Here is a 14046-nt window from a genome sequence, read left to right as displayed (position 1 = left end):
TATGCCTATCAATTCTATGCAGCTAACCCATCCACTGGCTCGTGACCTCACGTGGGTATTAACGGCCCCTCCGTTATACCAACAAGGCCCGTTCATCGATTCGAATTTTATCGAGCAGTTCGCGGCGCCCCTGTGGCCGCAGCTCAATACCATCGCAGCTAACCCCTGCCCTCAGTTTAAGCTGGGTCATCGTCGTCTCGGCAGTTACTACGAACAACTTTGGTATACCTTGCTTCGCTGGCACCCCGACTATCAATTATTGGCAACCGATAAAGTTATTTGGCAAGGGCAGCGAACCAAGGGCGCATTGGACATCGTCGTTAAGCATCTACCGAGCGCAACCATCGAGCATTGGGAACTAGCGATTAAATTTTACCTTGGGGTAGATGATGGTCTTGACCCATATCAATGGCTAGGACCAGGCAAGCATGACTGCTTAGGGAATAAGCTCGAACATCTACTAACCAAGCAACTGCCCTTAAGTAAAACCACCGAAGCTAAAACGCAGTTGCAGCAATTGGGCTGGCGTGTAGATACGCAGCGAATCGTAATGCAGGGGCGGATCTATCTACCACAACAACAGTTCCCATTACCGCCACGGTTAAACCCGGCAGCGTTGCAGGGACGTTGGTATCGGGTCAACCAGTTGCCACAACGAAATTGGCGAGTATTAACCAAACCAGACTGGTTGGCGGGCAGGCGCTGGCAAGTGCTACCACGATTTGTAGCTGACAGCAGCATGGATTGGCCACGGCACATCTATTGTCCCGATGCTAATCAACATGCGTTCGTGGTGCCAAATAATTGGTAAACAGTAGCGAATAAAAAGGCTGTGTCACAGTTAAGTGTTGAGGTTTATATCAAGCCTTCGGCTCTGCCGATTGTGGCGTTTGAACGGGCTATGTCGCGGTGGTGACGGCACATTTTTGTATGCATTAGGGTTGAGATTCGCCTCTTTGGAATCCCCCTTGCCTTAGGTCGCATTCCAAAACGGTTCACTGGACTACTCCAATGCGGCAGAAGATCAACGGCGGTAGTGCTTTCGCCTTGTATCAACACTCGCCTAGCGGTGCTTTAACAGCATTGGAAAGAACAACACTAATTGGTACACAGCCAATAAAAAAGGGAAGCTCAATGAGCTTCCCTTTTTCACAGGTTAATTAAGTAGACGCCACAAGGGCAATTACTTACTTAGCCAGAGCTTCTTTAGCTTTTTCTACCAAAGCAGTAAATACTACTTTGTCGAATACAGCGATATCAGCCAAGATCTTACGATCGATTTCAACAGACGCCTTTTTCAGACCGTTGATGAAACGGCTGTAAGACATGCCGTTCTGACGAGCAGCAGCGTTGATACGGGCGATCCACAGCTGACGGAACGTGCGCTTTTTAACGCGACGGTCACGGTAAGCGTATTGACCAGCCTTGGTAACGGCTTGGAATGCTACACGATAGATACGGCTACGGGCACCGTAGTAACCTTTAGCCTGCTTTAATACTTTTTTGTGACGAGCGCGAGCGGTCACACCACGTTTTACACGAGCCATTTTTAACTCCTACCAGTCAATTATGCGTACGGCAGCATGCGCTGCACAGAAGCCACGTCGGTTTTAGCAACCATTGCGCCAGCACGCAGATGGCGCTTACGCTTAGTGGATTTCTTGGTAAGGATGTGGCGCAGGTGTGATTGCTTGCGCTTGAAGCCGCCAGAGGCAGTCTTCTTAAAACGCTTTGCAGCGCCTTTATTGGATTTCATCTTCGGCATGAAGAATACTCCGCATTGTTAAGTTAATGAACGTAAGGCGAATAAAAGCAGCCGAGACCTAAGCCTCGGCTGGCTTTATTACTTGTAGGCTCTTACTGTTTCTTTTTAGGTGCGATAACCATAATGGCTTGGCGGCCTTCCATTTTCGGGAAAGCTTCAACTTGGGCAATCTCTGCTACATCGTCTTTAATACGATTTAGCAGGTCAAAACCCAATTGTTGGTGCGCCATTTCGCGACCACGGAAACGAAGTGTACATTTCACTTTGTCACCGTCTTCCAAGAAGCGAGTCAGGTTGCGTAGTTTTACCTGATAGTCGCCTACATCAGTTCCAGGGCGGAATTTAACTTCCTTAACCTGGATCTGTTTGGTCTTTTTACGCTGCTCGTTCGCAGCTTTACTCTTTTCGTACAAGAACTTTCCGTAGTCCATGATGCGGGCTACCGGCGGTTCAGCATTTGGAGAGATCTCTACCAAATCCAGCTCAGCTGCTGCAGCCATACGCATAGCTACATCTAAGCTCTGAATACCAGCTTGTTCACCAGCGGCGTCAATCAAACGTACTTCACGAGCACGGATTTCACCGTTGATAGCATTACGGTCTTTACTTACAGGACCTTGTTTTCTTCCGCCTTTAATCGCTTATTCCTCCAGCATATTAAGACTACGGTTGTTAACCTCTTTGGTAAGCGCATCGGCAAATTGCTCGATTGTCATCTTACCCAGGTCAACACCATTTCTAGTACGAATTGCGATTTCACCGTTTTCCATCTCTTGATCTCCACAGACCAAAAGATACGGTACTCGCTTCAAAGTGTGTTCGCGGATTTTAAAGCCAATCTTCTCATTTCTCAAGTCGGCTTTTGCTCTAATGTCACGATTATTGAGAATTTCTACAACTTCTCGAACATAATCCGCTTGTTTGTCAGTAATGTTCATTACTTGAACCTGTGTTGGACACAGCCAAGTAGGTAACTTACCGGCAAACTCTTCAATCAATACGCCAATAAAGCGTTCAAGAGACCCTAGGATAGCACGGTGAATCATTACAGGCACTTTACGAGTGTTGTCTTCTGCAACGTAGCTCACATCCAAGCGATCTGCTTGCGGCATAGAGAAGTCCAACTGAATGGTACCCATCTGCCATGCACGGTCTAAACAATCGTGCAGTGTAAATTCGATCTTAGGACCGTAGAACGCACCCTCTCCTGGCTGCAGTTCGTAATCCAAACCATTGGCTTCAAGTGCATCAGCCAACGACTTTTCAGACTTGTCCCACAGCTCGTCTGCACCAATACGGTGTTCTGGGCGGGTAGACAGTTTGATATCGATCTGTTCAAAGCCAAAGGTTTTGTACGTATCGAATACCATCTTGATGCACGAAGTCACTTCATCAAGGATCTGCTCTTCTGTACAGAAGATATGGGCATCATCCTGAGTAAACGAACGAACACGCATCAAACCGTGCAGTGAGCCTGAAGGCTCATTACGGTGAACCAGACCAAACTCAGCCATACGGTACGGCAGGTCACGGTAAGATTTTAAGCCTTGCTTAAAGATCTGTAAGTGGCCCGGACAGTTCATCGGCTTAACGGCGTAAGTACGCTTTTCAGATTCAGTGGCGAAGATCATCTCGGAGTACTTGTCCCAGTGACCAGAACGTTCCCACATTACACGATCCATAATTAATGGCGTGCGGATCTCTTCGTAGCTGAACTTGCGTAACTGCTTACGCATGTAGTTCTCAAGTTCTTGGTAGATTGTCCAACCATCTGCATGCCAAAACACCATCCCCGGCGCTTCTTCTTGCCAATGGAACAGGTCTTGAGCCTTACCAATTTTACGGTGGTCGCGTTTAGCTGCTTCCGCCAAACGGTTCAAGTGAGCCTTAAGCTGCTTTTTATCAGCCCAAGCGGTACCGTAGATACGTTGTAACTGCTTGTTGTCAGAGTTGCCACGCCAGTACGCACCAGCAACACTCATCAACTTAAAGTGATGGCAGTGGCGCATGTTTGGTACGTGTGGGCCACGACACATATCGATGTATTCTTCGTGGTGGTACAAACCTGGGCGATCGTCCTTGGAGATGTTCTCATCAAGGATTTCGATTTTGTAGGTTTCGCCGCGAGCTTCGAATGCATCGCGTGCTTCCTGCCAACTTACGGTTTTCTTTACCACATCGTAGTTTTTCTTGGCCAACTCAAGCATACGCTTTTCAAGCGTTACTAAGTCTTCGTCGGTTAGACGGTGCTCAAGATCGATATCGTAGTAGAAACCGTTGTCGATGGTAGGACCAATCGCCATCTTGGCGTCTGGCCATAGCTGTTTAACTGCATGACCAATAAGGTGAGCACAAGAGTGGCGGATGAACTCTAAGCCTTCTTCATCACGACTGGTAATGATGGCAAGTTCAGCATCGTTCTCAATGAGCTCACAAGCATCGACCAGCTCACCGTTAACGCGACCTGCCAAGCATGATTTTGCTAGGCCAGGGCCGATGTCGCGGGCAACATCCATTACAGATACGGCTTGATCGAATTGACGTTGGCTACCGTCAGGAAGGGTAATAATCGGCATGACTTTCTCCATCAGTGGTGACCCACACCAAGGGCCACATGAGTATAATATTTGAATTTGGTTAAATTACTCGAAGCAGCCCTGAACCTTACCAAAGCCAGCTAACCACCTCGAACTCAGAGAGTTTACTTAGATAAACACAGTGGAACAAGGATAACGCTGGCGATTGCAGTAATCGGCGAAGGGTTAACGACTACTATTGAAGTAACTGGTGCAATTATTAAGCAAATATTGTCCTTGTCGACTTTGTTTTTGCAGCGATTATGATACAACCAAGACAGTAGGTTGATGTTCGGAGGTTGCCACTATGTGGAATGCAATAGGCTTGCAGATTTCAGATGCACTTGGTCGAGATTTTGCCATCAATGAGAAACACAGCATTGTTGGTGGAGATATTCATCAAGCCTTTAAAATTAACGACCACCATTGTGCCCTGTTCGTAAAGCTGAGCGACAAGCACAATGTTGAGATGTTTGAGTCTGAAGCCCATGCTCTGCGGCTATTGCGTAAGCAAACCGGGCTAGTAGTGCCAGAAGTTGTAACCACAGGCACAACCTCGCACAACTCATTTATCGCACTAGAACACCTAAACCTTGGTAATGGCAGCAAAGCCGATTGGTACCGTTTTGGCCAAGAGTTAGCCCAGTTGCACCGCACCCAAACTCAGCCGCAATTTGGCTTTGACGAAGACAACTATATTGGCACCACCGTTCAACCCAACCGATGGCAAAACAATTGGGCTGAATTTTTTGCTGAACAACGAATTGGCTGGCAACTAAAATTGGCGCAAGACAAGGGCTACAACTTTGGCGGCTGCGATAGCATTGTCCGTAGATGTGCAGAGAAGTTACGCAAACATAAACCAGTAGCGTCACTGCTTCACGGCGATCTGTGGCGTGGCAACATCGCCTTTGTGGATGGGGTTGGTGCCCTATTCGACCCAGCTAGCTACTATGGCGACCGTGAAACCGATATCGCCATGACCGAGCTGTTCTCGCCATTACCAACTGATTTTTACCACGGCTATAACGCCGAATGGCCGCTACCAGACGATTATCAAGCACGTAAGCCGATCTATCAGCTTTACCACTTGCTCAATCATCTTAATCTTTTTGGCGGCAGCTACCTACAACAGTGCCAATCATTGATTCAGGAACAGCTTTGTGAGCAACACTAAAGTCATTCTGGTTACCGGCAGCGCTAAGCGTGTTGGTGCTGCCATTATCAGGGCCTTCCATAGCGCTGGATACCGTACCATCATCCACTGCCGAGATTCGGTTGACGACGCCAACCAACTTGCAACAGAGCTTAACCACCAGCGGCCAGATAGTGCGGCAGTACTGGTACAAGACTTAACCGCCAGCGGTGGTGCCGTCCTACTTGCCCGTCAAGCGCTTGCCCTTTATGGCCGAATTGATGTGTTGATCAACAACGCCTCCAGTTTTTACCCTACCCCAGTTGGTGAAATAACCGACCAAAGCTGGACCGATTTGGTTGGCAGCAATATGCATGCGCCGCTGTTTTTAAGCCAAGCATTGGCGCCAACACTGACTCAACACCATGGCGCGATAATCAACCTCATTGATGTCCATGCCAACACGCCTTTGCAACAACACACGCTATACTGCATGGCTAAGGCGGCGCTATTGATGATGACCAAATCGTTAGCGCTCGAGCTGGCACCCAACGTCCGCGTAAATGGTGTCGCACCCGGCGCCATTTTGTGGCCTAACCAAACACCAGATCAGAGCGCTCAAGAGGCGCTGCTTAAACAGGTGCCATTGGGTCAATTAGGACGGGTTGAGGACATCGCTGCTACAACCCTGTTTTTAGCTAAGGATGCGCCGTACATTACCGGACAGGTCCTTGCTGTCGATGGTGGCCGTTCGCTTGGGGCATTAACCGGAGCATAAGCATGAAACTTGGTAATCAAATCCACGACATTAACTGCCCGCATTGCGGCGCTACGACACGTGTTGCTTTCGATACCAGTGGTGGTGAGGAGAGTTTTATCGACGATTGTGTGGTTTGTTGTAACGCCATCAATTTGCGCGTTGATATCGACGAACAACATCAGCAGATGAGGTTGTTCGTCGATGCTGGAGATGAGCAGTATTATTAACTTAGGTCTAGCTAAGCTTTTTTGCTGCTAGTACCCGTTCAACGGTATCAACAATGGTCTGGGTTTGGCTGTCGATCTCAATATTGATGGCGTCGCCAACTTGACGCTCGGACAGGTTAGTTAACCGCAGTGTTTCTGGGATCAAATGGATATCAAAGCCGTGTGCATCAACGTTACCAACGGTTAAACTGCACCCGTCTATTCCCACAAAACCTTTGTGCAAAATGTATTTCATCCATTGTGGTTCAACCTGCAAACGCATGCGGCAATTGGTGTCACTTTGTTCAATCTCAGCGAGGGTGGCCATGGTATGCACATGGCCAGAAACCAAATGGCCGCCAATCTCTTTGCCAAAGACTAAAGAGCGCTCAATATTAACCGAATCTCCGACTTGCAACGCCGCCAAATTGGTCTTGCTAAGCGTTTCTTCCATCACATCAAAAAACACCTTATCATGCCGCTGCTCGGTCACCGTCAAACACACTCCGTTGTTGGCGACACTTGCTCCGATCTCTAGGTTATCCCTTAATCCTTCTGGTAACGACACAACCAGGGTACGTAACTGTGGCTTTTCGATGATATCGACCACGGGAGCGCAGGTTTGTACGATGCCTGTAAACATAAAATTATCTCGAACTACTTAATACAAGAATGATGGCAGTACAAAATGCATAACTCTGGCTACCAAGTCAAAAAACTGGTGCAACTAGCAGTTCCAGTGCTCATTGCGCAAATCGCCCAAACGATGATGGGATTCATCGATACAGTAATGGCTGGCCGTGTTAGTGCAGTCGATATGGCAGCCGTAGCGGTTGGTACCAGTCTATGGCTACCGACGGTACTGCTGTTTGGTGGTGTTCTTATGGCTACACCCGCCGTTATAGCCCAATACCACGGGGCGAAACAAGAACACAAATTGCGGCCGCTTATCCACCAGATGCTCTATCTCACCGCGATTAGCTCCGTTGTGGCGATGCTGCTACTGAAAAACGCTGCTTTGATTTTAGCTCAGATGGATCTCGAGCCACGGCTATACGATCTGTCCGTCGGTTACATTGATGCGGTGTTATGGGGCGTGCCTGGTTTCTTGTTGTTTATCGTTATCCGAAGCTTTACTGAAGGACTATCGACCACCAAACCTTCAATGGTGATCGGCTTCGCCGGTTTGCTTATCAACATTCCAGCCAACTATATCTTCATCAATGGGCATCTAGGCATGCCAGCGATGGGTGGAGCTGGCTGTGGTGTCGCTACCGCCATCGTGTTTTGGGTCATGGCGCTAGCAATGGCAGGTTACGTCAGTTGGGGCAAGCGCTTTGGCCACTACCAGTTATTCCATGAGTTTTCTCGTTTTGATGGCGCGGCTCAAAAAATGCTGTGGAAACTCGGCCTGCCGGTGGCACTGGCGATATTTTTCGAAGTGACACTGTTTGCGTTTGTGGCGGTGATGATCGCCCCACTTGGCGCCATTGAGGTCGCGGGCCATCAGGTGGCAGCGAACTTCTCGACCCTTATTTTCATCATTCCATTGTCCGTTGGCATCGCAGTAACCATTCGGATCGGCTATTACTTAGGACAGGGTAAGCCTGAAATTGCCGCCATGGTTGCGAAGATCGGCATCATTCTTGGAGTCATCCTCGCTGCAATTACTGCCGCCATTACGCTAATAGGTGCTCAGTTTATCGCTGAGTTGTATACCGGCGATGTATTGGTAATCACCTTAGCGGTCGAGCTAATGTTGCTATGTGCGATCTATCAGATCTCCGACGCAATACAGGTAGTTTCGAGTGCTTGTCTACGTGGCTATAAAGACACATTACCGTTGTTGTGGATCTCCTTTATCGCCTACTGGCTGATCGGCATGTCCGTTGGCTACGTATTGGGTCTTACCGACTGGATCGTACCGGCAATGGGCGCCCATGGTTTTTGGATTGGCTTTATTGCCGGACTAAGCAGCGCAGCAATAATGCTGATCGTCCGACTAAAGGTGGTGCAGAAACGACATGCGGTGGCTAACGCGAACTAGTTTCCTTGCTGTGTTGATTATTACGCTGACAGCGTGTCAGCGTAATAATGTCGACTACGACGATTACCTCGAGCGGCTCGAACGGGTACTGCAATCCGAACGAAATGACGTACAGTTGCAATTGCCCAGCAAACCGCAGCGCCACCAATTTGAATTACCCACACCAACGCACTACGGCTTGTACGAGAGCTTTGCTTTAAAACCTTGCGGAGTCATGACCCTGATTGGCGAACATAACGCCCAGCTTGGTAAAACCGCTCCCCCCTCACAGCAGCTTATCTATCACCATCAACTAGGCCACTTACTGCAGTTGTGCGACCTAAAACAATTGGACGATGCCGGCATTAAACTACGGCAACAAGTGTTATCCGATAAGCGTCGGTCACTCCCAACCTACAGCGCTAGATTAATGCTCCTAAGTGATGAGATATGGCATAACCTCGACGCCAGCAGTTACCCAGCTCACTCCATCAGTAGTGAGTTTATCCAAACCCTGTATGGGCTGGTTGAACTGAAAGCGATATTTTCCGATCCGGAACGGTCGATGTCGGTACCCAGTCGTCACCTTGAACAAGCGCTAGCAACCTTGCATCACCAACGCCAACCAAGAAAACTACACCGAGCAATGGTTAACGCTATCGACGGCTTAAACCAAGCAACTCAGATGCTCGCAGCGGCAAAACCGACGCTGTGCGGCAAACCAGAGTTCACCATTCTCAATAACGTGTTGCACCAAATCTACGCCAAACGGATACAACCGAAACTGGTTGAGATCCAACGTGCTGATCGTCAAGTGAATGAAGCATTGCAACGATTGCTGTCACCGTGGCCAGATCTGCCCTACTTTCACTTTTACCTCAGCAACGAGCCAACCAGTTTGCGTGGCCAGTTCCAGCTTGCTATCGACCGCCACAGCCAATCATGGCAGCAGCTATTGGGTCAATGCGGCGCCCTACCAAACGGACAAAACTACGCAATGTCATCAAGTTGGTGAAACTAACAGCAATCGATCACGCTAACCGTAAGAAAGCCTTGCAGCCTAGCTGCAAGGCGTTTTAGTATAGCTCCGCTGTTAAGCAATCGCGTCCTTAGCTCAGTTGGTAGAGCGCCGTCATGACATGGCGGATGTCACTGGTTCAAGCCCAGTAGGACGCACCAAATTATCAATCGATGTGCTTTCGCTTGTCGATGCAAGAACAAAGCGTCCTTAGCTCAGTTGGTAGAGCGCCGTCATGACATGGCGGATGTCACTGGTTCAAGCCCAGTAGGACGCACCATCCACAAAAAGCCCGCTCAACTGAGCGGGCTTTTTGCATCTACAATACAGTAGCTCTGCCCAGCAATATTTGAGGCAGTTGGTAACATTTTGCCGCTAGCATCAGCGCTAAATGCCGTTACTATGACATCTCATTTGTTTTAGGTACTTAGGTACCTTTTTGGCATAGATAGAGTAGTGATGACCGCATTCAAACAATTACAACAACACGCGAAACAAATCTCCCACTTTAACCACTTGGCTGCCATTTGTGGCTGGGACCAAGCCGCTATGATGCCAGCTGGCGGTAACCAAGCTCGATCCGAAGCAATGGCGGCATTATCGGTTCATATTCATCAACTGCAGACTCAGCCACAGTTAACCGAGTGGTACGCCCAAGCAGAAACCGAAACCTTAACCGATACCGACAGTGCAGCACTGCGGGAGATGAAACGCCAATGGCAACAGGCAACAATTCTGCCTGAGGCTCTAGTGCAGGCGAAGTCCTTAGCTGGTTCAAAGTGTGAGCACGCTTGGCGGACTCAACGTGGCAGCAATGATTGGCACGGCTATGAAAAGAATTGGGCTGAAGTGGTAAAGCTATCCCGCGAGGAAGCGCAGATCCGCGCCGAAGCAACCGGCTTGTCTTGTTACGATGCGATGCTAGATATCTATGAACCAGGGGTCACCAGTACAAGCTTAGATACCCTGTTTGGTGACGTAAAACAGTGGTTACCACAGATGATCAACAGCGCCTTGGAAAAACAGCAACAGCAGCGCTGTATTGAACCAAGTGGTGTGTTCCCTGCGGCGCAACAAAAAGCCTTAGGGCAATCAATAATGCAGCTACTGCAATTTGATTTTAACCACGGTCGCCTTGATGAAAGTGTCCACCCTTTTTGCGGCGGCGTGCCGCAAGATGTTCGCATCACCACCAGATATTCTGAGTCTGAATTTGTGCAATCGCTGATGGGCATTGTTCATGAGACTGGCCATGCTCGCTATGAACAAGGGTTACCGAAATTACTCGCAGGCCAACCTGCCGGCGAAGCCCGTTCTATGGGGATCCACGAGTCGCAATCACTATTCTTTGAGATGCAGTTAGGTCGCAGCGCCCCCTTTATCGAACATCTAGCTAACAATGCGCATCAGCATTTCAGCGGGCAAGACAGCAAGCTGCTCAGTGCCGACAATTTCCAAGCACTTTATACCAAGGTTGAGCGTGGTTTTATTCGTGTTGATGCCGATGAACTAACCTACCCTGCCCACGTGATCCTCCGTTACGAGATTGAACGAGATCTTATCAATGGCGCAGTGGATCACAAAGATATCCCAGAGCTATGGGATAGTAAGATGCAGCAATACCTTGGGCTATCAACCGCAGGCAACTTTAAAGACGGCTGTATGCAAGATATCCACTGGACTGACGGGGCCTTTGGCTACTTCCCAAGCTACACACTTGGCGCCATGTACGCGGCACAATTTATGGCAGCAATGCAACAAACAATCGACGTTGACGCGGCAGTACGCAGTGGTGATTTGACGCCAATCTTTGTCTGGTTAGAGCAACATATTTGGAGTAAAGGCAGTCTATTAACCACCGACCAACTGGTTAAACAAGCCACTGGCGAAACACTCAACGCCAACCACTTTAAGGCTCACCTAGCGGCGCGTTATTTATAAATAGCGCTAAATAGAGATTCAAATAAGCATGTGCACTTCTAGTTATAATCGCTCGATTAACTGGAAGTGCACATCATTTAACTATTACGGCCTAAATGGGCGATTGGGCGCCACTAGCAGTTACTGTTGCTCGACAATCAAGCGCTGTTGTGCGCCTTTCTTAAGCTGGTGCAGCTGTTCGATTAAGCCTTGTTTGTCATCAAGGGGGTGCTTTTGGCTAGCCTTTCCTAATTCAATCAGTTTGCTGGCTTCGGTCATACCGTTGCTAAAAGGGTGTGCCGTTAGGTGAACCGAAATTGGCTGTTGATTATCTTCAACCAAACCTTCAATTCGCTCGATACTTTCAATATAGGCTTCAACCTGCTCTGGCCCACCTATCGCATTAAGCCCTAAACCACCAATCGAGATGGCTCGATAACTATTGGCACCGTCTGCAACATCAAACACATAAGATGCTGTGCCCCACGTATGGCCAGGAGTACTTAGCAAGGTAAACTCTCTGCCGCCAACAGTGAACGAGTCGCCGTCTTTAGCGACGATATCCGCTTCAGCTAAAAAGCGATTGTCCCAATATGCCTTTGGTCTTTTGTTTGCGTCTTCAAACGCTTCATTCCATCCCTCTTCGGTCATAACAAATTGAGCGTTCGATAACGCCTTTAACTTGCTGGCACCACCAGTGTGATCAAAGTGCCCGTGGGTCATCAACACCAATTTAATGTCCTCTGGTTGTACCCCGACGCTCTCAATATTGCGGATAAGCTGATCGGAAAACGGCCCGGTAAGCGTATCAATCAAGACTGCACCTTCATCGGTTTTTATTAGCCAAGATGACACCCAACAAACACCGACATAGTAGACATTATCGAACGCTTCATAAGGCTCGATATGTTGTGCTTGTGCATCATTGAGCCAACGGTGAAGCTCTCGATCCATCTTACCGGTGCGGCCAAATTCGGAGAATGCAGCATTGATAGTTGCCGATGGGCAGCCCTCAAGATCCGCAGGTGTTAAAGGTTGGGCGAATACACTTGAACTCAAAATGCAGCAAGTGGCGGCTAAATTTGTTAAAAGCTTAAACATTAGTCAATACCTATCATCGTCAATGAAAACGATGATAGTTGCTTTATATGCACGGATAAACCGCATTATGTGGCACAATCGGTTGCATAAATCGAACGCTAATGAGGTAACCATGGATAAACTAACCGGTATGCGGGTGTTTGTCGCAGTCGTAAATTTAGGAAGTTTAACCGCAGCCGCCGGTAAACTTGAGATGTCTAGATCCATGGCGACAAGACACCTTGCCTCACTTGAAAAGTCATTAGGAGTGAAGCTGCTTAGTCGCAATGCTCGCAAGTTACAGATAACCAGTGCGGGCGAAGACGTATTGCCATACTACCAGCAAATCTTATCGTTAAATGATGATGTAACCCATATTACCAATAGCGACGATTCTGAGCCGCAAGGCTTAATTAGAGTGGCTTGCAGTGTCTCTTTGGGGCAATCGCATATTGCAAAACTAGTACGCCAATTTGTTACTCTTTACCCTAAGATCCAAGTAGAACTGACACTTACTGAGCGCAACATTGACTTAGCAAAAGAGCCTTTTGATATGGTTATCCAAGTTGGTCGAGAGCTCGATCCGCGCATGGTCTGTCGCCAGTTAACCACTTGTGACTCTACAATCTGTGCGGCGCCGAGTTATTTGGAGCAACACAACACACCAACCAACCCGAGCCACTTAGTCAGCCATAACTGCCTGTTGCACACCAATCTAGGCGGTAGTTTATATCTACACAATAAATCCACAGCAGCGGATCAGTCCATCCAGGTTTCAGTGTCGGGTCAATTCAAATCCAATGACGTAATGGTGCTTTTAGAAGCCGCAATCGCTGGAGAGGGAATCACTTGCTTACCCTCCATAATTGTCCAGCCTTATATCGATAACCATCAACTGACTCCCCTACTGGAAGAATATGTAATAGGTGATATCGCCATAAATATTGTCTATCAGTCACGCCAGCATCTTGCCAAGCGAGCCCACAAACTGCTCGATTTTCTGGTAGCAGAGTTTGCCGCAACTTGACTCTGTAATAACTAACAGCAGTAAAACCGTTAAGGTTGTTGGTATGCTATCAATTTGCCCTTTACGCCAAGGTGCTGGCTATCCATTACCAGTCGCCTTTGAGAAGTAACTTAAGTTTGTCAAAGCTCGCATCGCCCAAGCTGTCCTTCAGTTCAGCATCGAGCTCACTTTTTATCTGATTGATTTGCTGGCTCAGTTCTTTACCCGATGAGGTGAGGCTAACGATTTTTTCACGCCGATTGGATTCAGAAATGGTTAGATCTACAAAGTTAAGACTGACCAGATGTTTAACGTGTTTGTGTGCCGCCTGTCGGCTGATATTCATGTATCGCGCCGATTCACTGACACTCATGGCTTCATACTCAACAAGACTGATTAGATAAATATCCATTTGCGAAAAAACGTTGCCAAACTGCAGCTCTACCCGTTTCATCATTCTAGCTCTTAGCTGTTTGTGTTTTTCACTAATGAGATCAACCAGCCCCAAGGAATTCAAAAAACCTTCATTATCCATATCTTACTCTTTGTTGTGG

General features: G+C 48.1%; 15 protein-coding genes and 2 tRNA genes. 10 read left to right on the top strand and 7 right to left on the bottom strand.

Annotation, left to right across the window (positions count from 1 at the left end):
* Position 1: 1 nt before the first annotated feature.
* Positions 2-811 (top strand): DUF1853 family protein, encoded by an 810-nt coding sequence (locus HER31_RS06395; RefSeq protein WP_168659783.1) that lies wholly within the window; start codon positions 2-4, stop codon positions 809-811.
* 376 nt (positions 812-1187) lie between these two features.
* On the opposite strand, the gene rplT is transcribed toward HER31_RS06395, so the two are convergent.
* The 4 genes from rplT to thrS form a co-directional block, all read right to left on the bottom strand.
* The gene (gene rplT, locus HER31_RS06390) at positions 1188-1547 is read right to left on the bottom strand and encodes a 50S ribosomal protein L20 (protein ID WP_168659782.1); all 360 of its coding nucleotides are present in this window, start codon (positions 1545-1547) and stop codon (positions 1188-1190) included.
* A 20-nt stretch (positions 1548-1567) separates the two neighbouring features.
* Positions 1568-1765: a 50S ribosomal protein L35 gene (gene rpmI, locus HER31_RS06385; protein WP_168659781.1), complete on the bottom strand. Its 198-nt coding sequence runs from the start codon at positions 1763-1765 to the stop codon at positions 1568-1570.
* Between the two features lie 92 nt (positions 1766-1857).
* Complete coding sequence (infC, locus tag HER31_RS06380; protein ID WP_168663194.1) at positions 1858-2403, bottom strand: translation initiation factor IF-3; 546 nt, start codon at positions 2401-2403, stop codon at positions 1858-1860.
* A gap of 3 nt (positions 2404-2406) precedes the next feature.
* A complete protein-coding gene (gene thrS, locus HER31_RS06375) occupies positions 2407-4341 on the bottom strand; it encodes a threonine--tRNA ligase (RefSeq protein ID WP_168659780.1) in 1935 nt (644 codons plus the stop codon).
* 307 nt (positions 4342-4648) lie between these two features.
* On the opposite strand from thrS, the gene HER31_RS06370 reads away from it, so the two are divergent.
* From HER31_RS06370 to HER31_RS06360, 3 genes are read left to right on the top strand one after another with little or no spacing between them, the layout of a single operon-like run.
* Positions 4649-5518 (top strand): fructosamine kinase family protein, encoded by an 870-nt coding sequence (locus tag HER31_RS06370; RefSeq protein WP_168659779.1) that lies wholly within the window; start codon positions 4649-4651, stop codon positions 5516-5518.
* A complete protein-coding gene (locus tag HER31_RS06365) occupies positions 5505-6254 on the top strand; it encodes a pteridine reductase (RefSeq protein ID WP_168659778.1) in 750 nt (249 codons plus the stop codon). Before HER31_RS06370 ends, HER31_RS06365 begins: the two co-directional genes overlap by 14 nt.
* 2 nt (positions 6255-6256) lie before the next feature.
* Positions 6257-6463, top strand: coding sequence for a CPXCG motif-containing cysteine-rich protein (locus HER31_RS06360; RefSeq protein ID WP_168659777.1), 207 nt, complete (start codon positions 6257-6259; stop codon positions 6461-6463).
* 7 nt (positions 6464-6470) lie between these two features.
* On the opposite strand, the gene HER31_RS06355 is transcribed toward HER31_RS06360, so the two are convergent.
* The gene (locus HER31_RS06355) at positions 6471-7085 is read right to left on the bottom strand and encodes a riboflavin synthase subunit alpha (RefSeq protein WP_168659776.1); all 615 of its coding nucleotides are present in this window, start codon (positions 7083-7085) and stop codon (positions 6471-6473) included.
* Between the two features lie 45 nt (positions 7086-7130).
* On the opposite strand from HER31_RS06355, the gene HER31_RS06350 reads away from it, so the two are divergent.
* From HER31_RS06350 to HER31_RS06330, 5 genes are all read left to right on the top strand, one after another.
* A complete protein-coding gene (locus HER31_RS06350) occupies positions 7131-8489 on the top strand; it encodes an MATE family efflux transporter (RefSeq protein ID WP_168659775.1) in 1359 nt (452 codons plus the stop codon).
* A gap of 10 nt (positions 8490-8499) precedes the next feature.
* On the top strand, positions 8500-9483 hold the full coding sequence (locus tag HER31_RS06345; RefSeq protein WP_168659774.1) for a DUF3080 family protein: 984 nt from the start codon (positions 8500-8502) through the stop codon (positions 9481-9483).
* Between the two features lie 88 nt (positions 9484-9571).
* Positions 9572-9647, top strand: a tRNA-Val gene (locus HER31_RS06340).
* Between the two features lie 43 nt (positions 9648-9690).
* A tRNA-Val gene (locus tag HER31_RS06335) sits at positions 9691-9766 on the top strand.
* A 179-nt stretch (positions 9767-9945) separates the two neighbouring features.
* Positions 9946-11427 (top strand): carboxypeptidase M32, encoded by a 1482-nt coding sequence (locus tag HER31_RS06330; protein ID WP_168659773.1) that lies wholly within the window; start codon positions 9946-9948, stop codon positions 11425-11427.
* Positions 11428-11547: 120 nt separating this feature from the next.
* On the opposite strand, the gene HER31_RS06325 is transcribed toward HER31_RS06330, so the two are convergent.
* Complete coding sequence (locus HER31_RS06325) at positions 11548-12507, bottom strand: MBL fold metallo-hydrolase (protein WP_168659772.1); 960 nt, start codon at positions 12505-12507, stop codon at positions 11548-11550.
* A 112-nt stretch (positions 12508-12619) separates the two neighbouring features.
* Here HER31_RS06325 and HER31_RS06320 point away from each other — a divergent pair, with 112 nt between their 5' ends.
* On the top strand, positions 12620-13513 hold the full coding sequence (locus tag HER31_RS06320) for a LysR family transcriptional regulator (protein WP_168659771.1): 894 nt from the start codon (positions 12620-12622) through the stop codon (positions 13511-13513).
* A gap of 85 nt (positions 13514-13598) precedes the next feature.
* Here HER31_RS06320 and HER31_RS06315 read toward each other — a convergent pair whose 3' ends face one another.
* Positions 13599-14027, bottom strand: coding sequence for a helix-turn-helix domain-containing protein (locus HER31_RS06315; protein WP_168659770.1), 429 nt, complete (start codon positions 14025-14027; stop codon positions 13599-13601).
* Between the last annotated feature and the right edge of the window lie 19 nt (positions 14028-14046).

The sequence above is a fragment of the Ferrimonas lipolytica genome (assembly GCF_012295575.1).
Taxonomy (GTDB): domain Bacteria; phylum Pseudomonadota; class Gammaproteobacteria; order Enterobacterales; family Shewanellaceae; genus Ferrimonas; species Ferrimonas lipolytica.
The sequence above is the reverse complement of the archived record's forward strand: the minus strand, read 5'-3'. Positions and strand labels throughout refer to the sequence as shown.